This is a genomic window from Paenibacillus foliorum (assembly GCF_013141765.1).
Taxonomy (GTDB): domain Bacteria; phylum Bacillota; class Bacilli; order Paenibacillales; family NBRC-103111; genus Paenibacillus_S; species Paenibacillus_S foliorum.
This window is the reverse complement of sequence record NZ_WHOD01000005.1, coordinates 45990-71816: the sequence shown is the minus strand read 5'-3', so window position 1 is coordinate 71816 and position 25827 is coordinate 45990. Positions and strand designations below refer to the sequence as shown.

Genomic DNA, 25827 nt, shown 5'->3' with positions numbered 1-25827 from the left:
AAGTGCAAGACCTGTCTGAAACATTGCGATCTTGAGAAGGGAGGCTTGACCTGGTGAGGCAAATCAAAAATGGCCCAAGCACACAGTTCAATATCGATCAAGCTCTGGGAGGGGGGAAGCGCAGCCTGCGAACGCTGCCCAAATCCTGCTTGCTAGGCTCTACGGGAGCCAGGCTGTGGGCCGACTTCCTGTGGCCGCAGCCTGGCTTTAGCGGGGCCATCGATTTTATACATAAGCTGAACATTCCTTCCCTATTTACGGTTGAGTGTGATGCAGTGACAAGCTATGAGCCGTCCAAGATAAACTGGTATCCAAGCTATTTATCGATGGAGTATGCCACAAGTAGAGTAGAACTCAAAGAATACAAATATATAACATGGGAGGATTGCGCGGTCTCCTGCCAAACCTGGACAAACACAGGCGGCCAGGCCATAGTGCTTCGGCTGATTGCGGAGCCGGTGCTGTTCAGGTGCGAACCGATGGGCACCAGCTTGAACGGAAGTCTGAGCGTCCCACACTATGGCTTCACGCTGCAAGCGGCGCTTCGCACCAATCGGCCTGAGCTGTTCACGGGCCTGACGCTGCAGCCGGGCGAATCCGCGGAGCTGATTACGGCTGTGGCGCTCGGATTGCTCGAGACGGACACACCTGCCGAGCTGGAGCAGCGGCTCGACTCGGTTCTAAACCCGGCTCAAAGCGGTGCAGAGCTGCTCACCGGGCAGCAGCAGGCGTATCAGCGCTGGTTCGAGCATGCGCCAGTTTTTGCGAGCAGCGAACCTCTGCTGGATACGACCTGGCTGTACCGATGGTTCGTGATGCGCCACACTCTGGCTAATCCACGGTATGGTAATTTACAGCATCCCTTATTTTACGAGGGACGTTCACATAAAATGAGTAAACTGCCGCTTGATCCGAAGGGTTGGGAATTTAGCAAAATGATTCCTCTCACCGTTCCTATGCATTTACTCGAAGCCCGCTGGTACAACGATCCCGTTTATTCACAGGGCGCTATGCGCAGTATGAAGGCGAGTCAGGATGAGGAAGGCTTTTACAAATGCTTGTTTGTCAACAGCACGCTTCATTCATATGCCAATTTTATGGGCTGGGCGGCTTATCAGGATTATTTAGTTCACCGAGATCCAGAGCTGCTCAAGGAGATGCTGCCATCCCTCAAAGAGCAAGTTCGGGGAGAATCGGCCAAGCTTGGCAGTGCAGCTGACAGCTTGCTGATCGAATACACGCATAATCGAACAGGGAAGGAATATCAGCCAAGCTACTGGTATTTTCATGATTTCCCGAAGGATTGCAAAGACCCGGCGACGTTTACTCCGCTAAAAAGAGTGGACCGATCCGTCTATCATTATTTGAACTGCCTCGGCGTGGCACGGTTGTGCTGGGCGGCAAATGACACAGAAGCGGAAAAGTTCGATAAGCAGGCGGGTACAATCCGACAGGATATCCTACATAAGATGTGGGATGGGGGAACACAGTTTTTCTATGATTTGCATCATTTAACGGATGAGAAGGCATGGGTTAAGAACGTAGTCGGATTTTATCCCTACTGGGCACAGTTGACGGATGCTGAGCATGCCGATGGGCTGCTGCACGCACTCAATGAAGAGGAGTTCGGTACACCGAGCCCATTTCCTTCAGTATCCGCGGATTGCCCTGTTTACCAACCGGAGGGCAGCTGGCAAGGTAATTATTTCAAAGGACGCAACGGATGCGTTTGGGATGGGCCAACATGGCCTTATACAAACAGTATCGTCCTGGATGCAATGGCTTTGGAGAGCAAACGGAACGGGCATAAATGGGACCGTGATTTCGGCCATCTGTTCCGTGAATATTCCCTGCTTCATTATCGCAATCGGGATTTGACTGCTCCCTATCTGGTGGAGCATTACAGCAGCCAGAGCGGAGAGCCTTTGAGCGATGAGGTTGATTACAACCATTCTTATTATATTGACCTGGTTGTCAAGCATATTGCAGGTCTGAATGTTGAAGAAAACCGATTTGTGTTGAACCCGATCGATATAGGATTGGCACATTTCCGGTTGGAAGGCATCTGTGCGGCTGGATATGAGCTGACAATTACCTATAACAGGGGCGATGACCCGAATATAGATCTAGTCGCAGGATACAGGATTTATGTGGATGGACAGCTGGCTTTGGAAAGCGATACTCTGACCAGAATGGTTTACAGCTTTGAGAAAGTAGCAAAGTAACAGCAATTAAAACTACTTTTTAAATTATTATAACAATTAGGGGGATCTTACAGATGAATAAACAGAAGGCATGGGCTTCCTATAGTGCGGTGTTGGTGCTGACCGGGGCATTGGCCGGGTGTGGGGGAGAGGCCTCCAAACCGCCAGCCGCTTCAGACAGTAATGTGGACAACAGCAAGCCTGCCGATATTTCCATCGTTCTTTCCCAGGTAGGGGAGGTCCCGGCCAAAGGCAATGATGTGGAAACGGCCATGGAGAAGTACACTAATTCCAAAATTACAATTCAATGGATTCCCGGCTCCGCCTATGATGACAAAATCAATGTAATGATAGCGGCAGGAGAGCTTCCGAAGCTCGTCAGGGTCAAATATGTTCCGACAATCATCAGCACGATCCAATCCGGCGTTTTTTGGGAAATTGGCCCGTACTTGAAGGATTATAAAAATTTGTCGGCTCAAAACAAACAGCACTATGACAATATAGCGGTTGATGGAAAAGTGTACGGGATTCCGCTGTTCCGCGACTTGGGGCGCGCGGTCATTCACTACCGCAAGGACTGGACGGATGCTCTAGGGCTCCAGCTTCCAAAAACGATGGATGACTGGTACAAATTGGCCCAAGCCTTTACACTGAATGATCCGGATAAAAACGGCAAGAACGATACCTACGGCATGATTTTCGATAAAAAATACAATGATGGAGCGGAATCCACGCTGACCCGCTTTTCCGTCAGTATCGGTGGACCGAACAAATGGAAGGTCGAAAACGGCAGCTTTACGCCAGAATTCATGGCTCCTCAATTTATGGAAGCTATGAAGCTAATGAAAAGGATGTATGCCGATAAGCTGATTAATCAGGACTTTACCGTGCTCGATCCTACGGAAACCGAGAAAATCTACAACGCTGGACGCGCTGGCATTAAATTTTCCGGAGGGAACGCTCAGAACTGGCAGGATCTACTAGTGAAAAATGTTCCTGACGCGATGGTCGATGCAGCCTCTGTACAGGGACCAAACGGCATTCGTGTACCGGGAGAAAGCGGTAATAACGGATTTCTGGCTTTTTCGAAATCATCGATTAAATCGGAAGCTGAGCTGAAGCAGGTGCTTTCCTTTGTAGACAAGCTGATGGACCCGCCTATGGCGACGCTGTTGATGCGCGGCATTGAAGGGCGGCATTTCGTGGATAAAGGTGAGTACACGGAGCCCTTAGACCGCGAGGCCAATCAGAAGGAGGTCAAGCCCTACCGAGACAATCTGCCTTATCGTGAAGGTTATAATGTGAAGCCGACAAAGGATGCCCCGTTAAGTGTCAAAAACCAGCAGGTATCCAGGGAAAATGAAAAATATGTGGTGGCTAACCCTGCGCTAACCTTGCTGTCATCTACTTACAACGAACGCGGCAAGGAGCTGGAGCTGCAAATTATGGATGCTCAGACCAAATTCATTATGGGCAAGATCGATGAAGCGGGATGGCAAGCAGAGGTAGACAAGTGGAAGAAAAACGGTGGAGATAAAATGATGGAAGAATATAAAGCAGCGTACACCAAAGCAGGGCAAAAATAATCGGAGCATTCAGGAAAGAGGCGACCGCAATGGATAGGTTTAACGGCAAAATTACGACAATAGCTCCTGGTAGGGAGGATGCATTTCTACCCAATCTCTATGAAACAAGCCACGCCGCCAATTTACTGGAGCTCGATAACGGCGATCTGCTGTGTGTCTGGTTTTCCGGCAGTGGGGAAGGGAATCCGGACACCAATATCGTGCTGTCCAAGCTGCCACTTGGCAGTTCGGAGTGGAGCAGGCCAGATGAGCTGTCCAGCGACCTGGAGCGATCGGAGCAGAATCCGGTTCTGTTCCAGGCCCCTAACGGTCATGTGTGGCTGATGCATACTTCTAATGAACCGCATAATCAGCAAACCTCGCGGGTCGTGCGACGCATTTCCGAAGACAGAGGAAATACATGGAGTGAGCCTGAAATCTGGTTTGACGAACAAGGGATTTTTCTAAGACATCCCATCGTGATAACTAGCACAGGGGTTTGGGTTCTTCCGATTTATTACTGCAAGGATAATGGGGAGTACAGTGCGGTTAAGGTGTCAATTAATGAAGGTAGTAGCTGGAGCGATCATACAGTTCCATCCAGTGAAAAAGGGGTACAGATGAACATTATTGAGCGGAGCGATGGCAGTTTGTTTGCGATGTTCCGAAGCCGATTGGCAGACCGGATTTATACGAGTGTCTCCAAGGACGATGGACGCACTTGGTCGGAACCACAGCCCAGCGAGCTGCCGAACAACAACTCATCGACCCAGGTCGCGAAGCTGGCGAACGGACACCTTGCACTGATTTACAATGATGCCAGCCTTGAAAGAGGCCAGTACCGTATGGTCCTTAAAGACGGCCAAGAAAGGCGCAAGGCTCTACGAACACCACTTACCTTGTCTATTTCAGAGGATGAGGGAGAGACATGGCCTTATGCGGTTAATCTGCAGGAAGCCGATGACGAATACAAAGAGAATGAAATCGGCTACTCTTATCCTTCCATCATCCAAACACGTGACGGCAAGCTCCATGTTGCTTATACGTATTTGCGCAAAGGGCTGCGCTATGTGCGTGTGAACGAAGAGTGGGTTCGTGAGAACAGTCCAATAACTACTTGAAAGAAATTCAAATACTGTTTCTAGGTGCAATAAAGATTTGTCATTAATTATTACCAACTGTTCTTTAATTCAGTACTCATTTATAAGATTTGAACAGCTTGAGAAATCATAATGAAACGGCAAAACATCTATATATATATCTTTGTAACCACCAATACACTGACGGAAAACTATAATGGAGGAGCTTGCTACGCAGCAACTCCTCTTTTTCATTGAAGTAACATCTGTTGGAACGGTATAAGCCGACGGGTAAATACGGCTGTCTAGTTCTGAGAAAACTATGTACACGTATGATATGATTGAAAAAAGAAAGTGGATTCATGAAAGAAGGATGGGAAAGTATGACGGAATTCTGGGAAACAAGTTTTATAGAAAAACAAACGATGTGGGGATTTGAACCTACAGACTCCGCAATCGTGACAATGGACTTTTTCCTTGAAAGGAATGTTAAGGACATACTGGTACCAGGTATTGGATATGGCAGAAATGCAAAGGTTTTTATTGACAATGGAATAAAAGTAACAGGTATTGAGATTTCAAAAACAGCGATTGATTTAGCGAGGCAAAACGGGCTTGATATTAATATTTTTCAGGGTTCAGTAACTGATATGCCTTTTGATAACAAACTCTATGACGGCATATTTTGCTATGCACTTATTCACTTATTGAATAATCGTGAGAGAGATAAGTTTATTAAAGATTGCTACAATCAGTTAAAGCCAAACGGATATATGATTTTTACGACTGTTTCAAAAAAAGCCCCAATGTTTGGAAAGGGCAAACAATTGGATAAAGACTATTTCGAGATAATGGAAGGCGTAAAAATGTTTTTTTATGATTCTGATTCCATAAAACAAGAATTTGAAAAATATGGACTGGTAGAGTTTTCAGAAATTGACGAGCCAAGTAAGAACATGAAAAATAAACCTCCAGTAAAATTTATAATTGTAAAATGTAAGAAAGAACTATAAATACACAGTTAGAGTCTCAACATTTACAGTTTGCGGTAATTGTAATAAATCCATAATGGAGTTAATCATTGACAACTGGGATAAAATTCAAGCTACCTTCTCATACTAACTGTGAGACGATGGAGGTGAACGCTATGCCCAAAAATGACGCAGATCCAAAGTATGACCGTGAAGATAACAAAGCAGATAAGAAAGAAAACCAGCAGAATCACGCTCATTTCACCGAAGAAGCGCAAACGCTAACGAGCAACAAAGCCGACGATTACGACCCAAGTTTGAATGGTATCCCCAAAAATCAAGTTTGAGTAACTGGCTGCTCTTCTCGTCGCTAAATGATGGGAGAGCAGCTTTTTTAATTGGGGAGGCAAAGAAATGAAAGGTGAATATTTAAAATTCTTAATGTCGGGTGACAAGAACATTATCTCATTCCCAATGGATGCTCATTGTTAGTAAGATGAGTTTCTAGTACGTTAAAAGGGGGATTGGATATAGATGAAGAGAGGGCTCAGTTTCGAGATCCCCAATGAATACGGAAGATTCCTTGGGGAAGTATTGAAGCCAATCGATGTATCAGCGTTCAATTGGTATATCGGATGCGAGGAGTCATATTTCATTGAAAATGGTACGTTAGAGGCACTGCTTTTTCCCGGAGAGATCAACGGATTTCGTGGATGCCGGCATGGATTGGAAGCCACATTGTGTTAACGGGCAGAATAAAGCAAAATGAAACTACTTACATGACCTGCAAAAAAATACCGTATACTTAGTAATAGATATTGACGCCTAATGGTCGTCAACTATCATGCTTTAATGATCGGAAGGGCGAGATAGCGAGGGATTCTGAAGGGACTAATTTCATGGGAGGTGTAATTTTTGTTAAAGAAAAAAGTCTATTTTAGGACGCTCCTGTTTTCAATCGTTTTCTTTACTTTTCTCTTTTTACCCGCAGGATCTCTTAACTTTTGGGAGGCATGGATTTATTTTGTGATCTTTTTAGGTTCAACGTTCTATATCAATGGTTATTTTTTGAAGAGGGATCCTGAACTAATAGAGAGAAGAAGTAAGGCTAAAGAAAAAGAAAAGGAACAAAAAATTTTCCAAACCATATCTGGTATTTCTTTTGTCGGATTATTAGTCCTTCCTGGTTTAGACTATCGATTTGGTTGGTCAAATGTTCCTTTAATTATTGTATTAGTTGCAGATGTCATCATCTTACTTGGCTTTTCGATTGTTTTCTTAGTTTTTAAAGAGAATTCTTATACGTCTGCCATAATTGAAGTGAACGAGAACCAGAAAGTTGTATCTACAGGTCCATACGCGTTGGTTCGGCATCCAATGTATACCGGAGCTATTTTTATTATACTTTTCACTCCTCTAGCATTAGGTTCAATTTGGGCAATGATTCCCTCGATTTCTATACTCATTTTTATCGTTCTAAGGCTGTTAAATGAAGAAAAAATATTGTTAAAAGAGTTAAAAGGATATGAGGAATATTGTAAGAAAACACGTTTTCATTTAATTCCCCTTATTTGGTAAAACTTCAAAGCCAAATTGAATAGACCATGAAAAAAGAAGCTCGAAAATTTGGTTTCTAATGCCATTTAGTTACGCTCCCCCGATATGACTTAATTTACTCACGTAAGCTCGTGTATTTGCAGGATTTCATCCCTATTGGATTCGATAGAAGAAGGTATTGAGGAAGAAATAACCGGGGCAAGTCGAGGCAATCAAAAAAATGAAATAGAGAGGTTTACCTCATGTTAATAAGAGAGATAGCGGAAGAAGATAATAAACAAGTAGAGTACCTTATTAGATCTTGTTTGGTGGAATTTGGGGCGAATAAGCCAGGGACTGCTTGGTCTGATCCGAGTTTAGGGGATTTTTATAATCTGTATAAAAATGAGGGTTCTAAATACTGGGTTGTTGAGGAAAACAAAAAAATAGTAGCTGGTTGTGGAATTGGACCAATTACGGGCTGGCCAGATATTTGTGAATTGCAAAAGATGTATGCATTTAAAGAAACACGAGGCACAGGAATTTCAAGTGATTTACTGCAGGTTGTCCTAGATTTTGCAAAAAAGAACTATAAAAAATGTTATCTTGAAACTCTTAGCAATATGGTTGCAGCCAATAAGTTTTACAAAAAGAATGGGTTCATTCAGTTAGAAAAGCCATTAAATGCAACGGAACATTTTGCCTGTGATACATGGTATATTAAAACGCTAAAGGAATGAGCCATGTTGAAACTAACGAACTTTAACGGAAGAAGCTGCCTTATGCTGTGTCACTATGGTTAGTTCGGACAGTGAGGTATGATTTGACGAATAATTGATTCGTTTGTTACAATGTCCCCATCAAAGAGGAAAAGGATGAGGACGATGGTTCGTCGGTTGAAACGGTTTAAGAATGTTGCTATTGCATTAAGCTTCTAAGTAAAAATGATTTATATTACTTAGAAGCGAGGGAAAAGAATGAAACAACATCGGTTTAACCACTGGTCTGAAATTAAGTATCTGAAGGATATTGTCACCAACCCCATGATTGAAGTAGGGGAATACTCCTACTACTCTGGTTATTACGATAATCATGATTTTGAAGATGGGTGCGTTAGATACCTTTGGGGAGATGAAAAATCAAGAAAGTTATTTAACCCCATCGAAGACCATGGTTGGCTTTTAGATAAATTGATTATAGGAAATTACGTATGCATTGCAAGTGGTGTAATTATTTTAATGGGTGGAAATCACAATCATCATCCTGAATGGATTACTGTGTATCCGTTTGTGGAACAGATTGAAACTTCATACGAACCAAAAGGGGATACAATCATCGAAAGTGATGCCTGGATTGGCATGAATGCAATGATTATGCCCGGTGTGAAAATAGGTGAAGGTGCCATTGTTGCGGCTGGATCGGTTGTTGTAAAAGATGTACCACCATATACGATAGTAGGCGGCAACCCTGCTAAAGAGATAAAGAAACGCTTTCCAGACAAAGAAATCGAAAAGTTAAAGGAAATGCGTTGGTTCGATTGGGAACGTGAGAAAGTTGAACGAGCCAGTCATATCTTCTCAAGTTCTTCTATTCATCAATTATATGACTTTTATCAAAGGGAAATAAAACCATATGATCACTTCTTATAGAATAATCTAATCACAAATTACTCAACTAACCGGAAACGAGAATGGAGGGGCTTGCTTTGAGCAGCTCCTCTTTTGTTTGTTGCCGCGCCCGTATTGGCATCCGGTTACGTTGTAAGACTATAGCATTGCAAATAGAACCTGAGTAGTTTTACCAGGTTCTCTAATATTGCATATAAACAGACACGATGATATAATCAGATTGCGACTTTTACAAGGTAAATTGACATAAATATTAGATCTTACTCTTTAAGTCTACCATGCCGGTAAAACTCTTGTCAAATGTTTTTTCTCAATTTAATGGTTAGGAGAGATATTGAATGAGTTCTTTGGTTCTCGGTTTTCAAGAAATGGAAAAAACGCAGCTTTTGCTCGTTGGCGGAAAAGGCTTAAAATTAGGGCAATTATCAAGAATTGAAGGAATACAAGTACCGGAGGGATTTTGCGTTACAACAGTGGGATATCAAAAAGCCATCGAACAAAACGAAACGTATCATGCTTTGCTGGCTCGACTAACCATGCTAAAAGTAGAAGATCGAGATCAAATTGGTGAAATCAGCAGGGAGATTCGACAAATCATTATGGAAGTAGAAATCCCTAACGATGTTGTGAAAGCAGTTACCCACTATCTTTCCCAGTTTGGCGATGAACATGCATATGCAGTGCGTTCTAGTGCGACTGCTGAAGATTTGCCGCATGCCTCATTTGCCGGTCAACAAGACACCTATTTAAATATCATTGGCATAGAAGCGATCTTGCAGCACATTAGCAAATGTTGGGCTTCCCTATTTACGGACCGTGCGGTAATCTACCGTATGCAAAATGGATTTGACCACAGTCAGGTTTATTTGTCCGTTATCGTTCAAAGGATGGTTTTCCCACAGGCTTCGGGGATTTTATTTAGCGCTGATCCGATTACTTCCAACCGAAAGCTGCTATCAATTGATGCCAGTTTTGGACTTGGAGAAGCGCTGGTCTCTGGCTTGGTATCTGCCGATTGTTATAGAGTACAGGATGGGGAAATTGTCGATAAGAGGATAGCAACCAAAAAAATAGCTATCTACGGACGAAAAGAAGGCGGAACAGAGACAAAGCAGATCGATCCTGATCAGCAAAAGACTCAAACACTTACTGAACAACAAATTTTGCAACTGGCACGCATCGGAAGACAGATCGAAGCTTATTTTGGTTATCCGCAAGATATCGAATGGTGTTTGGTTGATGATACATTTTATATTGTCCAGAGTCGGCCAATCACGACTTTATACCCGATCCCTGAGGTAAATGATCAGGAAAATCACGTTTATGTATCTGTCGGTCATCAACAAATGATGACTGACCCGATAAAACCATTGGGATTGTCTTTTTACCTGTTAATAACTCCTGCACCCATGCGTAAAGCCGGTGGAAGGTTGTTTGTTGATGTTACACATATGCTGGCTTCACCTGTCAGCAGAGAAACTTTCTTAAATACCCTGGGAAAATCCGATCCGCTCATAGAAGACGCATTTATGACCCTAATAAAGCGAGATTTTATAAAATCATTACCAGATGATAGAAAAGAACTGAGTCCCGGTAATAGCAGTAAAGGTAGGTCGTCTGCAGGTTTTCAAGCACAAATCGAAAACGATCCGGCAATCGTTTCTGATTTGATTAAGAACAGTCAAACATCGATAGAAGAATTAAAGCAAAACATCCAAACGAAATCAGGAGCTGATTTATTTGATTTTATTCTGGAAAATCTCCAGGAATTAAAGAAGATCTTATTTGACCCACAAAGTTCAAAGGTTTTTATGACTGCTATGAATGCTTCGTCATGGATCAATGAAAAAATGTACGAGTGGTTAGGTGAAAAAAACGCAGCAGATACGCTTTCTCAATCTGTACCAAACAACATTACTTCGGAAATGGGTCTGTCGCTATTGGATGTCGCAGATACGATTCGTCCTTATCCGAAAGTAATTGATTATTTACAACATGTAAAAGATGATAATTTTTTGGATGAACTGGTTAAGTTTGATGGTGGACAGGAATCTCAAGGCGCTATCTATGCTTATCTCAACAAATACGGAATGCGATGTGCAGGTGAAATCGATATTTCGAGAACTCGTTGGAGTGAAAAACCAATTACACTTGTCCCCATGATTCTCAGTAACATCAAAAACTTTGAGCCTAATGCTGGCAATCGGAAATTTGAGCAAGGGCGACAGGAAGCTTTAGAAAAAGAACAAGAGTTATTAGATCGATTGAAGCAATTACCGGATGGTGAACAAAAAGCTGAAGAGACAAAACGAGTGATCAGCTTAATCAGGAATTTCATCGGTTATCGTGAATATCCAAAATACGGCATGATTAATCGCTACTTCGTTTATAAGCAGGCTTTACTGAAAGAAGCCGAACAACTTGTACAAGCTAGCGTTATTCATGAAAAAGAAGATATATACTATCTCACTTTTGAGGAACTTCACGAAGTCGTACGCACAAATAATCTGGATTATCAGATCATCAGTAAACGAAAAGACGATTACAATATTTTTGAAAAACTAACTCCCCCACGTGTAATCACGTCTGATGGTGAAATCATTGCGGGTGAGTACAAACGAGAAAATCTGCCAGACAAAGCGATTGTAGGTCTACCTGTTTCTACCGGAGTTATAGAGGGACGAGCACGTGTCATCTTAAACATGGAAGATGCTGATCTGGAAGATGGAGATATATTAGTCACCGCCTTTACTGACCCTGGCTGGACATCATTGTTTGTATCCATTAAAGGCCTGGTCACCGAAGTTGGCGGACTGATGACCCATGGAGCCGTTATCGCTCGTGAATATGGCTTGCCAGCAGTTGTCGGAGTGGAAAATGCTACCAAGCTGATAAAAGACGGGCAACGAATTCGCGTGAATGGAACAGAAGGGTACATTGAAATATTGTAATGGTTGAATAAGTCAATAGAGCCTCTGTCATAATGGAAGACATTAAATGCAACCTATCATGGATAAAAGGGCGGTTACCTTTTAACTACCCGTCTTAGTCAGGTAATTGGCGATTGCTGGTTTACGTGCTAATGAAGCCCGTTACTTTATGAACAAATACAAGCATGAATTTACGGTTGTACCAGCTAGCGAAAGCCAGGAGACCCTTGATTATGTGAACCGAATTTTGGAAGAAGAACGTGATATTGAGTTTGCGGCCAAACCTTTAGAAACGTCGCGTTTTCAAGTGGAAAATATTAAAATGGCCTACGTCTTTTATGAGGATGGTCTTGAGGTCAACGTCATGTATACAGTTGATGACCCTAAGAAGCGGGCCGTTGGTTTTAAGCTTTCTGAGGGGATTATTAAAGGAGAATATTAAAGTAAGCAAATAAACGAACAAAGTTATTTAGCCATTCAGAACATGTAAAATGGGAACTGATAGATTGCGCTAACGGGAGAACAATAGTTGAGGGGCTTGCTTCGCGGCAGCTCCTCTTTTGTTTTATTAGAGTAACGGAGTTAAGTGCATACATATTGCCTTGCCAAGATGTGCAATGACCTGTAAATTTTATTTTAGATGATTGTAATGATCTAAAGAATAGAGGCGTTTAAATATGAAAGAAAACAAGGTTAGGGAAATTCGAGAAACTGATTATCATGATATTTATTTGCTAAATCAAGCCTTTAACCCGAATCTACATGTATTTTCCGAAGAGAGAGTAAGAGAGAAGATTGAAATCATTACAAAGAAAACTAAAGATATCATTTTTGTTTACGAACAAGACACCGAGGTAATAGGATATATTCATGGAAGCCCGTATGAATTACTTTTTTCCGACTCTTTAGTAAACGTTCTGGGATTTGTTGTTAAAGAAAGTTATAGGAATCAGGGTATAGGCGGTATCTTGATTGATCGCCTTGAAAAGTGGGGAAAGGACAGTGGATATTCTGGAATAAAATTGTTATCCCACCCAGGTCGAATACATGCTCACAGGTTTTATGAGAGACGAAGCTATATGTTTACAAAGGATCAAAAGAATTATATAAAAAGATTCGAAGACTAAACTAACCGGGAACGAGGGAGTTCAATAAACAACCAATTTAAGGCTGCCGCGTCATAAACCGGCGGCCCTGTTATGTTAAAGGTCGCAATACGCGTGCACATACTAGCCCTCAATTTATCTGCCCAACTTACTGTAGCCGATCAACATTAAAATTAATTGGTTAAAGGACCTTTACTTCAAAGCCCTAAGGTTGAATAACTTATTGATGCGACAAGAATATCGAAAAGAAGTACTGGCTTCCACAGTAGAATAAAATATATAATTTATCTAGATAAGGTATTCGAAACTGAACCTTACCGGAAGAGCATAATTTCAAGAGAAACTCTGATCCAGATAAGAAAGAGACTTAGGATATGCGGTATGAAGAAAACAATTGCACATTTGCACATAAAGAAGAAAAGCTGCAGAAGATCGCAATTTTGAATTGCTGCGATTATCGGATGTCAGTTATGCAGGAATGAATATTCGACGGAGCTGATTGTAGGAGTGCTAGCTGCAGTTTGCAAAATGACCCTGACCGTTTTATTTGTAGTAGGCTAAAGAACCTACTTTACTGTAACGCACTCTCCCCGCGTTTTTTATGATGTAATTCGAAGGTAGGGTTTATCCTATGTATAATGGCAAGGTGAAGGTAGGCAGTTCCGAGGAACGCATAGCTGTCCAGATTGACCAGCTGGAACGGCATTATTTGGTAGGGCGGGACATCGAAATTCAGTATTTCATGCAGCAACTGACAATCGGTGGACAACAGGGACGGATCTTGAATCTCTATGGTACCGGCGGCGTAGGAAAAAGCTATTTAATCGACGAGTTCCGTCGGCTGGCGGTGCATGTGAATGCCGCCTTTCTGTTAATGGACAGCCGCGGGTTCTCTCATACACCACAGGACTTTTGTACGCAATTGTTGCGTATACTCGGCTATCCGATGGAGAAGCTGCAGCAGATCGCCGAGCCGCAGGCGCTTCTAGAGCTATGTCATGACATCCTGAGGGAAAAGGCAATGAATCAGAAGCTTGTCCTCGCCTTAGACACATTCGAGGACATGGGTGATATGGAGCTCTGGCTGAGAGAGGCACTCCTCCCACAATTGTACCCGGAAATCCTGATTCTCATTGCGGGAAGATTCCCCTTGCAAGGCATATGGCTCAGTTCTCCGGTATGGCGCCATTGGATACACCGGATGCCCATTGGGGATCTGGATTATTTCTCCGTTAAGCAATATCTGGAGCGCTCAGGCATTTCTCAGGAGCCGATGATAAAACAGATTTGGATGAAAACTAGAGGACATCCGCTCACGTTATCCTTGATCGTCTCGACGACGATGGTTCAGAACATTCAGGGCTTGGAATTGGTGGATGAAATCGAAGTGTTCGAACATATCGTGAGCATCTGGTTAAAAGAGGTTCCGGACGACAATCTTAGGGAACTCGTAGAGACCGTAGCTGTTCTTCGGCATTTTAACCAAGAGCTGCTCTCCTATGTATTGGATCGGCAGGTAAAGACGGTTTTATTCCAACGACTGGTCGGACTTTCCTTCATTCGGAGAGTGGATAGGGGTTGGATCCTTCATGATTTGATGCGGGATGCCATCAGCTATGAGTTGCGTTTGCGCCAGCCCGAACATTACGACCGGTTATGGAAGCGCTGCATCATGTATTACTACAGCAGGATGACCAACCAGTCAAATAGAAAGATGATCGCTTGGGAAGGCGTCGAATGGTACTATTATATCGGCGATCATGTTGTCCGCAATTTCTGTTTTCAGAAATTGACTCCGTATCTCTTGGAGACGTTGAATCCGTCCAATTGGGCGGAGGCTGAGCAGTATTTGGAAAATCGTATCATCAATCTGAAGGAAGTTTGCCTTCCTCTCCAGAACCCGGACACGGGCGAGAGGTTTGAGTATATGATTTCTAAAGAAGAATGTTTTTACCCGATTAAGCATATTCATCTTCAAGAGCTTTACGAACTCGATCCTGGCATTGTTAAGCTGATGAGAGATCAGCAGGGGGCAATATGCGGTCTGACGGCAATTATTCCGATTCATACAGGAACACTTGACTACTTGCTAACTCACCCGCCATCATCCACTTATTTCCAAAGTCTCCCGAATCATAGGCTGAAGGAACTCCGGGTGCCGAAGGAACATATTGCGGGTTATTTTGTGAAAACGGTCGATGTGTCGGATTTTGAGGACGTGGCGATACGTACAACTGCAGGGCTATCGTTCATCTCACTGCTTATATCTTCCGGTTATGTCGTGACGACTGCTCCTCCGGAGCTCTCCTTCTTAAAGGAATTCCACCTTAGCTTGGGGTGCGAGCAGGTGAAAAACGTTGCCCATTACGATTATGACATTAACGCTCCTACGCCATATTACGTTCTCGATACGAGGGGCGGCAAGCTGCAGGATTATTTGAACAAAATGATAGCGTCCTTCGGCCTTGTAGATCATTCCAAGCAGCAGGATGATGGTATGCAGACGCTATCTGAGCGGGAAAAAGAAGTGGTGGGGCTGCTGGAGAAGGGTTATACGAATCAAGAAATTGCGGCGGACTTGTTTATTACAGAAGTAACGGTCAAGAAGCATTTGACAGCGGTATTTCGGAAGTTGAATGTCAGGAATCGAACGCAACTGGTTAACAGCTACTTGAAAAAAACAAAATGATCGTAATCAGACAAGTTTTCTCTTAAGAGAGAGCTTGTCTTCTTTTTTTTTTCCGTGAGGAGAACGAAGGTATACCCGAATTCGACTGTTTTACTACGTTCGGATAATAGAATGCGCGAAAGCAGGATGGTATTCTTAATGAGATTAAAAAACTTAATTTACTGGAGGAATAATACAATGTCCAATGACAAAGAATCAAAAGATTTAAAGCTTGAAGATTTGGAGAAGCCATTGACGGAGCTGGAAATGAAAGAAACAACCGGAGGAGCGGGGACAGTAGGGGCGTCAGGAACAATTGCCCCCCTTCCAAAAGTAAGCCCGAGAGGAACTAGTCGAAGCTCAAACTAAAGCACAAGTAAATACGACATACTTTGATTGTAGCAATGATTTGATTCTTTTAAAAACAGATTGTTGAACTGGAAAAACCTAACTATCGTTAGGTTTTTTCCAGTTCAATGTGAAGAGGTGGCTTATTATGGATGCTATGGAGCTAGTAATGTTTAACGTGAACGGTACGGAATGGCGTCTACGCGATGTATTAAAGCTTGCGTGCATGGAGGGGCGTTTTTCCGCTGTCGAGGATAGCATTCGAAGAGCCATTATGAAGGAGTTTGCGGAACAGCATAAGATATCAATCGATGAGCAGGAATGGAAAGTGAAAGTCAATGAGCTGCGACAGCAATTGGGGTTATACAGTGCTGCAGAAACTGTGGCTTGGCTTAAAGCGCGAGGGTTGGTAATGGCTGATCTGTTCGAGTCGGCCAAAGCCCGGCTTCTGGCGGAGAAGGTGAAGGAGATCGTATCAGAAGACAGGATAGACGCTTATTATTTGAAAAACAAACTTTCCTATGATAGAGCAATCATTTCTCAATTAATAGTCGGTAGCAGAGAGCAGGCACAAGAGTTGCTGTTTCAGCTTGAAGAGGGCGAGCCGTTCTACCAGTTGGCGCAAATCTATTGTTTGAACAGCAGCAGCAAGTACGACGGCGGGTACTTCGGGTCAATTAGAAGAACTGAAATGAGCGGGGAAGAGGAGTCATTTGTTTTCAGTTCGGAAGCAGGACAATCGGGAGGGCCTTTTCCAATAGGATCTTGTTTTCGATTACTGTATGTTTGGGAAGTGATTCCGGCTGCACTAACGGGGGAGCTTAGGATCAAGCTTGCTGATTTGATTTATGAAGAGTGGCTGAACGAAGCTGTAAAAAGATCAAAAGTCGATATTAAACTATGGGACTATTTGGCAGGGGAGCAATTAGGCTGATCGTTCGGGAGGCACAGGAATGCTGGATGTACATCATTTGATTTTGGATACAATCCCTATTTTTCAGGTGCTGTCGCCACAGGAGAAGGAAGAGTTATTTGCCTCCTTTGAGAGGCTTTCTTTCCATATGGGTGACACGATTATTGAAGCTGGGGAAAGAGGAGAATCGTTCCATATCATCTTGGCGGGCAAAGTACGAATAATCGGTAAGGATGAGGATGGTAAAGAGATCAATTTCGGATTAATGGAAGCGGGCTCGCATTTCGGACAGGAAGCGCTGTTGAATGAACAATTTCAGGAGCATACGCTGAGGGCATCGGCGAAGCTTGAGCTGCTACGTTTATCCAGAACCATGTTTATGCAAATGATCGACGCGCATCCTGAATTGAGGGTGTATTTACTTGAACAATTAGCCGATGATGCGATGCGCAAATTTCTGAAGCGGACGGCGCTGTTTGCCCCGCTGCATCATCAGGAGCTGCGCTCGCTGCTTGATATTATGGTTATGAAGGAATATGCACCCGGCGAGGCAATTGTCAATGAAGGGGAGACAGGAGATGCATTCTATATCCTTCGTACCGGTACGGCTTCTGTACTTAAGGAAAGCGAGGGGAATCGGAAGCTTAATATCGTCAAAGCAGGGGGGTTTTTCGGGGAACTCGCGCTATTGACCGGGGATCCTCGAAAGGCCAGTGTTGTAGCGGACGAAGCGGTTTCCGTGTTCAGTCTGGCCAAGAGCGACTTTGATAAGTTGATTCTTAAGTACCCGAAGGTTAGGGAAACGATTATAGGTATTGCTTCTGCTTATTTACAAAATGCGGTAGCGAGCGTTACCGATAGCGCAGTTTATGCGTCCGAAAGTGTTGAGGATGAAGCCGAACAGGAGAAGCAGCAGCGGTACGGCGGACGAAGGACTTGGCGTTTAAGGAATCGATTCCCGGTACGTATTCAGCAAAGTGAGATGGACTGTGGCCCAACCTGTCTCTCGATGATCGCCGAGCACTACGGCAAGCGATTGAGCATTTATCGGCTCAGAGAGCTGGCACAAGTCGGGTTGGAAGGAAGCACGTTATTCAATCTGTGCAAAACTGCGGAATTGATCGGTTTTCAAGCGGAGGCGGTCCGCAGCAGCTTGAAGGGACTCACCGAGCAGACGCTGCCAGCTATCGCCCACTGGAAAGGCAATCATTATATCGTAGTCGTTAAGGTAGACGAAAGATACGTGACCGTGGCCGATCCGGCTGTTGGGTTACTGACTTATTTGCATGACGATTTTCTGAAAGGATGGACACTGAATACGGTGTTTATGAAGCCTGTTGAAGCTTTCTTCACCCAAGAAGAGTCGAAGCCTTCATTCAGGCGCTACTGGGCTTTTCTCGTCTCCCACAAGAAGGCGTTGTTCCACCTCCTATGGATGACATTACTATTACAGCTCATTAACCTGGCGCTCCCACTGTTTACACAGCAGGTGATCGACCGTGTGCTTATTGGTAGAAATTATGATGACCTGAATGTCATGATGATCATTATGCTTGGAGTCTCTTTGCTAACCCTACTTGTACAATCGATCAGGGAATGGGTCATAGCGGGGACGTTCATTAAAATTGATATCGACATGATCATGAGCTTTTATCGTCATGTATTTCGCTTACCCATGCGTTATTTCGCCACTCGGAAAGTGGGAGACATCTTGACGCGTGCCGGGGAGAATCAGGTCATCCGGAAGTTTCTTGTCACGAACAGTATGAATGCTGTGCTGAATGTGATGACGATTGTTGTTTACATAGTCATTATGTTTACCTATAGCGTTACGTTGGCTTGGATCGCCCTGGCGTTCATTCCCTGCTTCATTGCTCTTACGCTGATCGTGACTCCCCTTATGAAGCGCAACAGCAGGAAGCAATTCCAAGCTGATGTCGATTTGCAGAATGTATTAGTAGAAGCTATTGGCTCCATGCGTACCGTGAAAGCTCTCGCGGCCGAGGACGAGGTAAGGAAGAAGGTGGAGGGAAGGTTCCGTCAAACTACTATTGTACAAATGAAGGGGTGGAAAATCGACATCTTCTCCGGTTCTGTCGCCACTGTGCTGCAAACCTTAAGCGGAATAACCGTACTGTATGCAGGGGCTGTATTTATTATCGGGGACAAGATGACCGTCGGTGAGCTAATGGCTTTTAGTGCAGTGTTTGCAATCGTTACCGATGCGGCACTAGGTCTAATCGGAATGTGGGATGAGTTTCAAGGCGTACGGGTTGCCTTGGAGCGGCTTGACGATGTATTCGAGACGGAGGTGGAGGAAGCCGATTTGAACCGATTGACAGCACTGCCGAAGCTTACGGGGGCGATTACTTTTGAACGCGTATCGTTTCGCTATAGTTCAGACGGGAAGAATGTGCTGCAGAACATTACCTTCGACATGGCTCCAGGCCAAACGATTGCTATTGTCGGTCGAAGTGGGTCAGGGAAATCGACCTTGGCGAATTTACTGCTTAAGCTATATGCTCCAAGCAGCGGGGCGGTTCGCATCGATGGGCATGACCTGCAGCGGGTGCAGGCTGATACGCTCCGTAAGCAAATTGGAGTGGTACAGCAGGAAGCTGGACTTTTTAGCGGAACGATTCATGAGAATATTGCTTATCAAATCCCCGATGCTTCGATGGATGAGGTGATGGCGGCTGCCATGCTTGCGGGGGCACACGAATTCATTATGACATTTCCGAATGGCTACGATACACAGGTTGGAGAGCGGGGCGCAAGCCTTTCCGGCGGGCAGCGCCAGCGCGTCGTCATAGCGCGGGCGTTGATCGGAAATCCGCGTATTTTGATTTTCGATGAAGCAACCAGCGCGCTCGATAATGAATCCGAGAAGACGATTCAGCGGAATATGAGCACGATATTAAAGGATCGAACGACCCTCATAATTGCTCACCGACTGAGCACGATTCGGCATGCAGACCGCATTCTCGTACTGGATCAAGGTGTTATTGCAGAGTCAGGTACTCATGAGCAGCTAATGATGGATAAAGGTCTTTATCACATGCTGGTTAGTCAGCCGTTAGAATAAGTATAGAAGAAATCACACGGAATTCGCGGTCATTGCGCTGAAGCCACAGACTGCACGAGAAGGTATACCCGAAATCGACTATTTTGCTACGTTCGGATAATAGAATGCGCGAAAGCTAGATGGTACCCTTAATGTTATCAAATCAAGGTTTTCTAGAAAGGAGAAAACTGGGTAATGAAGTGGTTGGTGTTGATACATGTATTATCGGCGGTTATTGGTGTTGGTCCGACATTTTTCGGACACGTGTTGGTTAGGAACAACCAAACGTTGGAGCAATTGAGACACTCTATGAAGCTGGCTCGTCTACTGGACTTTTTTCCGAAAATCGGGGGCTCCATTGCGGTGATCTCAGGTATTCTGCTCATCACGCTGGGCAACTATGGTTCTTACACGCAGATGTGGATATTGGGATCGCTTATACTCTATGTCCTGATCCAAATCGTCGTGATCGGCTTTGTGGCTCCGGCGCAAAAACGTGTCGCACAATGGGTGTTCGATGCGACGAACTTAAGCAAAATCGAGCTTCCTCAGGAGCAAAGGGGCAACCTCTCTAGAGCAAATACGATGCTTTATGCAGCTTCGGCAATGGGCTTGGTATTATTCGTATTTATGATTATTAAGCCTTAATTAATTGAGAAAATGGAGTGGGATGCTATGAAAAAGATTATGTTATTGGCTGTTAGTCTGTTCATTCTAATGTGCGGCAGCGTATCGGCGCACGGAATAACGGCGAGTGAGAAGAAAAGCGATGGTTTGACCATTATGGTCAACGGAGTTGAAGTGAAATCCGCGGCGAATCATGTAACGACCGATGGTAAAACGTATGTGTCCGTTCGAGCTTTCGCTGATTTGTTCGATCGTACGTATACCTTGAGCAATGGGAACAAAGAAGTGGTTTTTAACGATAAAAAGATTTCAAATATATTCATGAAGCAAGATGAACCGACGGCCTGGATCCGGGATTTGGCCGATGCTGTTCACGCCCAGCAAGTCAGTTGGGACGGTAAACAGGAAGTGTATGTACTGGCGCTTCCCGAAGGAACGATCAAAATAACGGAGAGCGTACCTGCCATGGGCGAACATTGGTCAAATCCACAAGCAGGAGACCTACCGACCGGACCGATCTTCGGCGTACACGATGGAAAACTGGTGTTCCTTGAATATATGATTGCTCAGGACGATTTTATAAAAGGAGTTAACCATACTAACCTGGCTGGTATGAAAGGGGTCCCGTCACCCGCTGTCGTGCAAGTGGATATCGAGTTCCAAAAGCATGGGCACGAAGGTTTCGAAGTTCCGCATTACGACATTCATGCATACTTTATTACCGACGAAGAGCAGCAGAAAATAAAATAATCAGCAATAAGCGTGTTCAGCCTATTAAATAAACAGGGGCTGAGCGAGGTAGGGTGAGGGATAGAATAGGTAAGGCCCGATTAGCTTGGTTTAGAGCAAATACGGGCCTTTATTTGTGCCTAATTCATCATCTCTGCTCTTTACACGTTTGAAGATTCGTTTACCCGTTTACTAAAATAGTGGGCAGTATGCAACGGGCAGGATAACGCAAAACATAGATTTAGCAGAGAGGTTACATGGGACCCCACGAAGAATATAAACTTATACACTGTAAATTTAGGAGTTGGTCAAATGTTATCAGATGAAATGATCCGAGATGACCTAATAAAAACATTTCATCGCCTCTTCGATTTGAAAGTACTTGAATCTACTCCAATAAAACGAGGTTGGTTAAACTTAAAATGGAAAGTTGCAACTGATTCAGGTCAATTTTTACTTAAACAATACAACAAAAAAAGATATAAATTGTATAATCCAGAGGAGCTATTGTTTGCATTCTCTCAACAGGTTAGATTATTTAACCAAGGTCTTGCTTGTCCAAATATGAGGATTTTTATAAAAAAGTTTGATCAATTAAATGAGCCTTATTCAACTAATGCCCTCCGTTACTATAAGTACAATATTTCACAAAGTTTCTACTTTTCCCTATTGTAAAACTCGAAAGTAAAAAGTATTTCCAACTTCCGAAGAACACCCAGATCGTGCATCTATATACCTCGCTAACCTGTTTGGCGGTATTCTCAAGTTTAGCGGATATAGATTTTTTTTGTACGCATTTTTTCATTAAGAACAAAGGTTCGCATTTTTCCTTTTCTTTAGAGCAAATATTTTGTATGATAAAAGAGAAGTGAATGATAGAGGAGGAGTTTGGATGTATCGACAAGTGGATGATTTTTCAAAGGAATGGGCAGTTGCTGTGAAAGGGACATTGCAAGTATTGCAAGCCGTAACAGATGACAAATTAGGACAAAGTATTTTGGAAGGGCATAGTACACTAGGTTGGTTAGGCTGGCATTTAGTAGAAACAACAGGTTATTTTAGTCATTTAGCAGGTTTAACTGTACCAATGATTGGTCAAGATGAACCAGCTCCAGCGACAGCAAGAGAAATTGTAGCAACTTACGAAAAAGCAGCAGAGGCAGTCAAGGAAGAGGTAGCCAAGCTATCCGATGAGGACTTGCTAACAGAAACAGGCATTGCAAGTCTTGCAACAAAAGGCGCAGTATTACGTTTCTTAATTGACCACCAAACACATCACCGCGGCCAAATGATGCTGCTATTACGTCAAGCAGGCTTACCAGTACCGCCTGTGATGGATCCAACAAAATAAATGCAATAACGAAAAGATGCCTTCCTTGGTAGTGACTCCTTAAAGTTAGAGTTTTTATTATACGGCTGATTGGTTGGTTTGAGTTCGGTATTGCATTGGACTCAAGCCAGCCAATAAAAAGTACAAGAAACACGCTCAGCGAGTACGTGAAATAAATTTTCCTCCACGCCTTCTTTTTCTTTTCCCCTCCAGCCTCCACTGTAATATAATAAAAAAACTAAACTAGAGGTAGGTGCGAACAAACATGATTCAATTAACAAACCGCCAGGCACGGCAATTTCTGTTGTTGAAGCATGGACTTTTGGGCAAATATAAATTTAGTGGGAAGCAGGGCGTATTGGATTTTGCTCGGCAGGTCAACTGTATTCAATACGACCCCATCGATGTTTGCGGAAAAAACGCCGAATTGGTGCTACAATCGCGAATTAAGGGATTTACCAAGGGAATGCTCGCCGAGTTGCTTTATGAGGATAGAAGCCTTGTCGATTATCCCGACAAGAACCTGGCCATTATCCCTGTCGAGGACTGGCCGTATTTTGAGCGATACAGGCAAGCCGCCCGACAACATGCCGAACGCTATCCCGAAATGGAAGCGTTGACAGCGCAAGTACGGGCTCATATCCAAAATCACGGTGCGCTAAGTTCGAATGATTTAAAATTGGATGGAGATTTCTCTTGGCAATCGGTCATCCATTGGAGCGGTGGAAACAATTCATCTCGATCGGTGCTGGAACAGATGTATTCGACGGGTGAGTTGATTATCCATCATAAAAAAGGAACGCGTAAATATTACGATATCGCCAAGAAGTACATACAGCCAAATCTACTGAATGCATCAGAGCCGTTGGAGGATGAGCTTGAGCATCATAAGTGGCGGGTACTGCGTCGAATTAGCTCTGTTGGTCTCTTATGGAATCGTGCGTCAGATGCATGGCTGAACATATGGGGGTTGAAAGCAGCACAGCGTAACGAAGTTTTCCGCCAGCTATTACACGAAGCTTGCATTGTTGCTGTTGCCGTGGAACAAATGAAGGATATGCTGTACTGCCTCGCGGAGGATTTACCGCTTATTGAAGCCGTTCTGCAAAATCAGGAGCCGAAATTGCGTTGCGAGCTTATTGCCCCGCTAGATAATTTCATATGGGACAGAAAACTTATCAACGAATTGTTTGACTTCGATTACACCTGGGAGATTTACACTCCTGCAATCAAACGAAAATTCGGCTATTATGTACTGCCTCTATTATATGGAGAGAGCTTCATTGGACGAGCCGAGATAATCGCGGAGCGAAAAACTGGAACGCTCGTTGTTAAAAACATCTGGTACGAGAACGGTGTGAAGCAAACAACACAATTGCGAACAGCCTTGAACAGTTGTTTCCAAAAGTTTGCGTTATTCAACGGGTGTGAGACGATTTCGGCAGATTCTATGAACTGATATTTCCTGTATTTGTATAGAGATAATAAAGTTGTTTAATTCGTTGCCGAATCTTCAACTTTTGCCCCTTACCCTAATTCTAGCTGGCACGCTGGTTTTTCGCTTGAGAATGCGAATGGTGTTGTTCATTGCACCCTTATAAATATAACATAATTAAGACTCACTATTAATAGGATTTCGGTTGAAATAAATACTTAACCCTGCGCGGGTAGCTAAAACACCTAAAACGCCAATTACTGCAGAAATTGCAACCACCGCTAAACTGTTTGAAGCAATACCAAAATTCATGAAATATAGCGTGTAGTGAAGTCCAAAATACATAATTAGAGGCTATAAAAGAACTGCTTCATGGTGTTTATACAGATCTTTTTAAATTACTTCCCCTCTCGCAGCTACACTATGATTTATTGAAAGCAAGAGGGTTGAAAGAAAATGAAATAAAGGAACATGGTTATGGATCCTTACCTATATCCGATCGACATAAAATTAGTAAAATATTATTTGATCGCTATGGTGAAGCTGCTCTTTCTTCTATACCGGGGGTTTATTCAAAAGAAGGTAAATACGGAGATTATTTTACAATTTTCGGTGGTACTGGTTTTATGATTCCCATTATGAATATTAATCGTCAAATTATTGGTATTCAGGTGCGGTTAGATCAGCCAAGTTCTAAAACAAAATATATTTGGCTATCTACAGATAGTAAAAAAAACGGAACAAACAGCGGCAGTCCGGTACACATAGGCTGGGGACAAATCCTCCTGCAGCTTTCCATCCACTTCTGGGATCGCGTTATTCCCTACATCCATTAATTATTTTAATAGAGTTTACACAAAACTATTGACAGACCCATGCTATCACATAATGAAAGTATTTTGCTTGAATCTGATAACGGAGAACGCTTCACGGTGATGGAATATTGCCAGGGCAAACTAATTCCACCAGGTAAAACTAATGTACATCAAATATACGATTTAGGTCGAGCAACAGGAAAAATGCATCGATTGTTAAACGATGGAACACTTAGTATTAAAAATAGCCCACAATTTATTCCTCCAAGCCGTAAGCAGCGTTTAGCACATTGGAACTCAGTTTGGGAACAGGCAAAGGAAGCTGGTAAAACTCGGTTGCTTGCTGATATAGAAACTCAACGTAGAGCAACTGAAGATATAAATATAGAAATACTCGAATTACTTCAATTAGGGTGGACTCATCGTGACCTGTGGGTCGATAATCTTTTATTTGATGATAATCGATTAAGTGCAATTCTTGATTTTGATCGGCTAAAATATGACTATCCGCAGCTTGATGTTGCTCGTGCTGTTATATCATGTGCGTTAGATGATAATTTAGATATCTCCCTTGCTTCAGCATTTATTGAAGGGTACAGCGAAGAACGCACCGTGATAAAGGGTTACTTAACAAATTCATTAAAGTTGTTGTGGTATATGGAGAGCACATTGTGGATAAATGCTAACATGGATCAACATAGTGTACCTCCCGCTCGCTTCGCAAAGGAAATGCTTTGGCTTGCTGAAAATCAAAAGAATATGTCCGCTTTGCTAGGAAATATTTAGATAATGCGAAACAATTATATGAAATAATGTAAATGATTATCCATTTTCCGTTAAGCGGAAAACGATATGATAAAAACTTAGACGCAGCTGCAG

General features: G+C 43.3%; 22 protein-coding genes and 1 pseudogene. All 23 read left to right on the top strand.

All coding sequences use genetic code 11. From position 1 onward, the window contains the following. The first annotated feature begins 53 nt into the window (after window positions 1-53). The 23 genes and pseudogenes from GC093_RS01670 to GC093_RS01560 all read left to right on the top strand — a co-directional run bounded on the left by GC093_RS01670 (window position 54) and on the right by GC093_RS01560 (window position 25734). Entirely contained in the window at window positions 54-2225 is a 2172-nt protein-coding gene (locus GC093_RS01670) for an MGH1-like glycoside hydrolase domain-containing protein (protein WP_312886447.1), read from the top strand. A 53-nt stretch (window positions 2226-2278) separates the two neighbouring features. Next, window positions 2279-3790, top strand: coding sequence for an extracellular solute-binding protein (locus GC093_RS01665; RefSeq protein WP_171650114.1), 1512 nt, complete (start codon window positions 2279-2281; stop codon window positions 3788-3790). A gap of 29 nt (window positions 3791-3819) precedes the next feature. Then, on the top strand, window positions 3820-4890 hold the full coding sequence (locus tag GC093_RS01660; protein ID WP_171650113.1) for a sialidase family protein: 1071 nt from the start codon (window positions 3820-3822) through the stop codon (window positions 4888-4890). A 341-nt stretch (window positions 4891-5231) separates the two neighbouring features. Beyond that, complete coding sequence (locus tag GC093_RS01655; RefSeq protein WP_171650147.1) at window positions 5232-5861, top strand: class I SAM-dependent methyltransferase; 630 nt, start codon at window positions 5232-5234, stop codon at window positions 5859-5861. Between the two features lie 134 nt (window positions 5862-5995). Continuing rightward, window positions 5996-6166, top strand: a complete 171-nt coding sequence (locus GC093_RS01650) for a hypothetical protein (protein ID WP_171650112.1) — start codon at window positions 5996-5998, stop codon at window positions 6164-6166. 187 nt (window positions 6167-6353) lie between these two features. Then, window positions 6354-6566, top strand: coding sequence for a DUF2691 family protein (locus GC093_RS01645; RefSeq protein ID WP_171650111.1), 213 nt, complete (start codon window positions 6354-6356; stop codon window positions 6564-6566). 168 nt (window positions 6567-6734) lie between these two features. Further along, window positions 6735-7397, top strand: a complete 663-nt coding sequence (locus GC093_RS01640; RefSeq protein ID WP_171650110.1) for a methyltransferase family protein — start codon at window positions 6735-6737, stop codon at window positions 7395-7397. 221 nt (window positions 7398-7618) lie between these two features. After that, the gene (locus GC093_RS01635; protein ID WP_171650109.1) at window positions 7619-8095 is read left to right on the top strand and encodes a GNAT family N-acetyltransferase; all 477 of its coding nucleotides are present in this window, start codon (window positions 7619-7621) and stop codon (window positions 8093-8095) included. 237 nt (window positions 8096-8332) lie between these two features. Next, window positions 8333-9004: a CatB-related O-acetyltransferase gene (locus tag GC093_RS01630; RefSeq protein ID WP_171650108.1), complete on the top strand. Its 672-nt coding sequence runs from the start codon at window positions 8333-8335 to the stop codon at window positions 9002-9004. Window positions 9005-9321: 317 nt separating this feature from the next. After that, window positions 9322-11934 carry a phosphoenolpyruvate synthase gene (gene ppsA / locus GC093_RS01625; RefSeq protein WP_171650107.1) on the top strand — a complete coding sequence of 871 codons (2613 nt, stop codon included), beginning with the start codon at window positions 9322-9324 and terminating at the stop codon, window positions 11932-11934. A 109-nt stretch (window positions 11935-12043) separates the two neighbouring features. Further along, window positions 12044-12337 (top strand): annotated as a pseudogene (locus GC093_RS01620) (DUF8821 family protein); the annotation flags it as partial. 253 nt (window positions 12338-12590) lie between these two features. After that, on the top strand, window positions 12591-13040 hold the full coding sequence (locus GC093_RS01615) for a GNAT family N-acetyltransferase (RefSeq protein ID WP_171650106.1): 450 nt from the start codon (window positions 12591-12593) through the stop codon (window positions 13038-13040). A 610-nt stretch (window positions 13041-13650) separates the two neighbouring features. Then, window positions 13651-15708 (top strand): LuxR C-terminal-related transcriptional regulator, encoded by a 2058-nt coding sequence (locus GC093_RS01610; protein ID WP_171650105.1) that lies wholly within the window; start codon window positions 13651-13653, stop codon window positions 15706-15708. A 177-nt stretch (window positions 15709-15885) separates the two neighbouring features. After that, window positions 15886-16056, top strand: coding sequence for a hypothetical protein (locus GC093_RS01605; RefSeq protein ID WP_171650104.1), 171 nt, complete (start codon window positions 15886-15888; stop codon window positions 16054-16056). Between the two features lie 127 nt (window positions 16057-16183). After that, a complete protein-coding gene (locus GC093_RS01600; RefSeq protein ID WP_171650103.1) occupies window positions 16184-16969 on the top strand; it encodes a peptidylprolyl isomerase in 786 nt (261 codons plus the stop codon). Between the two features lie 19 nt (window positions 16970-16988). Continuing rightward, complete coding sequence (locus tag GC093_RS01595; protein WP_171650102.1) at window positions 16989-20033, top strand: peptidase domain-containing ABC transporter; 3045 nt, start codon at window positions 16989-16991, stop codon at window positions 20031-20033. Window positions 20034-20207: 174 nt separating this feature from the next. Further along, window positions 20208-20660, top strand: coding sequence for a DUF2269 family protein (locus tag GC093_RS01590; protein ID WP_171650101.1), 453 nt, complete (start codon window positions 20208-20210; stop codon window positions 20658-20660). 27 nt (window positions 20661-20687) lie between these two features. Further along, window positions 20688-21389: a hypothetical protein gene (locus GC093_RS35420; protein ID WP_216624452.1), complete on the top strand. Its 702-nt coding sequence runs from the start codon at window positions 20688-20690 to the stop codon at window positions 21387-21389. A gap of 291 nt (window positions 21390-21680) precedes the next feature. Further along, entirely contained in the window at window positions 21681-22043 is a 363-nt protein-coding gene (locus tag GC093_RS01580; RefSeq protein WP_216624451.1) for a hypothetical protein, read from the top strand. Between the two features lie 217 nt (window positions 22044-22260). Then, window positions 22261-22719 (top strand): DinB family protein, encoded by a 459-nt coding sequence (locus GC093_RS01575; RefSeq protein WP_171650100.1) that lies wholly within the window; start codon window positions 22261-22263, stop codon window positions 22717-22719. 244 nt (window positions 22720-22963) lie between these two features. Then, complete coding sequence (locus GC093_RS01570) at window positions 22964-24157, top strand: winged helix-turn-helix domain-containing protein (protein WP_171650099.1); 1194 nt, start codon at window positions 22964-22966, stop codon at window positions 24155-24157. Window positions 24158-24579: 422 nt separating this feature from the next. Further along, a complete protein-coding gene (locus GC093_RS01565; protein WP_171650098.1) occupies window positions 24580-24969 on the top strand; it encodes a hypothetical protein in 390 nt (129 codons plus the stop codon). Between the two features lie 39 nt (window positions 24970-25008). After that, window positions 25009-25734: a phosphotransferase gene (locus tag GC093_RS01560; RefSeq protein ID WP_171650097.1), complete on the top strand. Its 726-nt coding sequence runs from the start codon at window positions 25009-25011 to the stop codon at window positions 25732-25734. The last annotated feature ends 93 nt before the right edge of the window (window positions 25735-25827 follow it).

Excerpts from the sequence above, each read along its gene's own strand:
- GC093_RS01650 (WP_171650112.1), top strand. The coding sequence starts at position 5,996 with ATGCCCAAAAATGACGCAGATCCAAAGTATGACCGTGAAGATAACAAA.
- GC093_RS01595 (WP_171650102.1), top strand. The coding sequence starts at position 16,989 with ATGCTGGATGTACATCATTTGATTTTGGATACAATCCCTATTTTTCAG.
- GC093_RS35420 (WP_216624452.1), top strand. The coding sequence starts at position 20,688 with ATGAAAAAGATTATGTTATTGGCTGTTAGTCTGTTCATTCTAATGTGC.
- GC093_RS01570 (WP_171650099.1), top strand. The coding sequence starts at position 22,964 with ATGATTCAATTAACAAACCGCCAGGCACGGCAATTTCTGTTGTTGAAG.
- GC093_RS01635 (WP_171650109.1), top strand. The coding sequence starts at position 7,619 with ATGTTAATAAGAGAGATAGCGGAAGAAGATAATAAACAAGTAGAGTAC.
- GC093_RS01645 (WP_171650111.1), top strand. The coding sequence starts at position 6,354 with ATGAAGAGAGGGCTCAGTTTCGAGATCCCCAATGAATACGGAAGATTC.
- GC093_RS01665 (WP_171650114.1), top strand. The coding sequence starts at position 2,279 with ATGAATAAACAGAAGGCATGGGCTTCCTATAGTGCGGTGTTGGTGCTG.
- GC093_RS01580 (WP_216624451.1), top strand. The coding sequence starts at position 21,681 with ATGTTATCAGATGAAATGATCCGAGATGACCTAATAAAAACATTTCAT.
- GC093_RS01575 (WP_171650100.1), top strand. The coding sequence starts at position 22,261 with ATGTATCGACAAGTGGATGATTTTTCAAAGGAATGGGCAGTTGCTGTG.
- GC093_RS01610 (WP_171650105.1), top strand. The coding sequence starts at position 13,651 with ATGTATAATGGCAAGGTGAAGGTAGGCAGTTCCGAGGAACGCATAGCT.
- GC093_RS01615 (WP_171650106.1), top strand. The coding sequence starts at position 12,591 with ATGAAAGAAAACAAGGTTAGGGAAATTCGAGAAACTGATTATCATGAT.
- GC093_RS01605 (WP_171650104.1), top strand. The coding sequence starts at position 15,886 with ATGTCCAATGACAAAGAATCAAAAGATTTAAAGCTTGAAGATTTGGAG.
- GC093_RS01600 (WP_171650103.1), top strand. The coding sequence starts at position 16,184 with ATGGATGCTATGGAGCTAGTAATGTTTAACGTGAACGGTACGGAATGG.
- GC093_RS01560 (WP_171650097.1), top strand. The coding sequence starts at position 25,009 with ATGCTATCACATAATGAAAGTATTTTGCTTGAATCTGATAACGGAGAA.
- GC093_RS01630 (WP_171650108.1), top strand. The coding sequence starts at position 8,333 with ATGAAACAACATCGGTTTAACCACTGGTCTGAAATTAAGTATCTGAAG.
- ppsA (WP_171650107.1), top strand. The coding sequence starts at position 9,322 with ATGAGTTCTTTGGTTCTCGGTTTTCAAGAAATGGAAAAAACGCAGCTT.
- GC093_RS01590 (WP_171650101.1), top strand. The coding sequence starts at position 20,208 with ATGAAGTGGTTGGTGTTGATACATGTATTATCGGCGGTTATTGGTGTT.
- GC093_RS01660 (WP_171650113.1), top strand. The coding sequence starts at position 3,820 with ATGGATAGGTTTAACGGCAAAATTACGACAATAGCTCCTGGTAGGGAG.
- GC093_RS01655 (WP_171650147.1), top strand. The coding sequence starts at position 5,232 with ATGACGGAATTCTGGGAAACAAGTTTTATAGAAAAACAAACGATGTGG.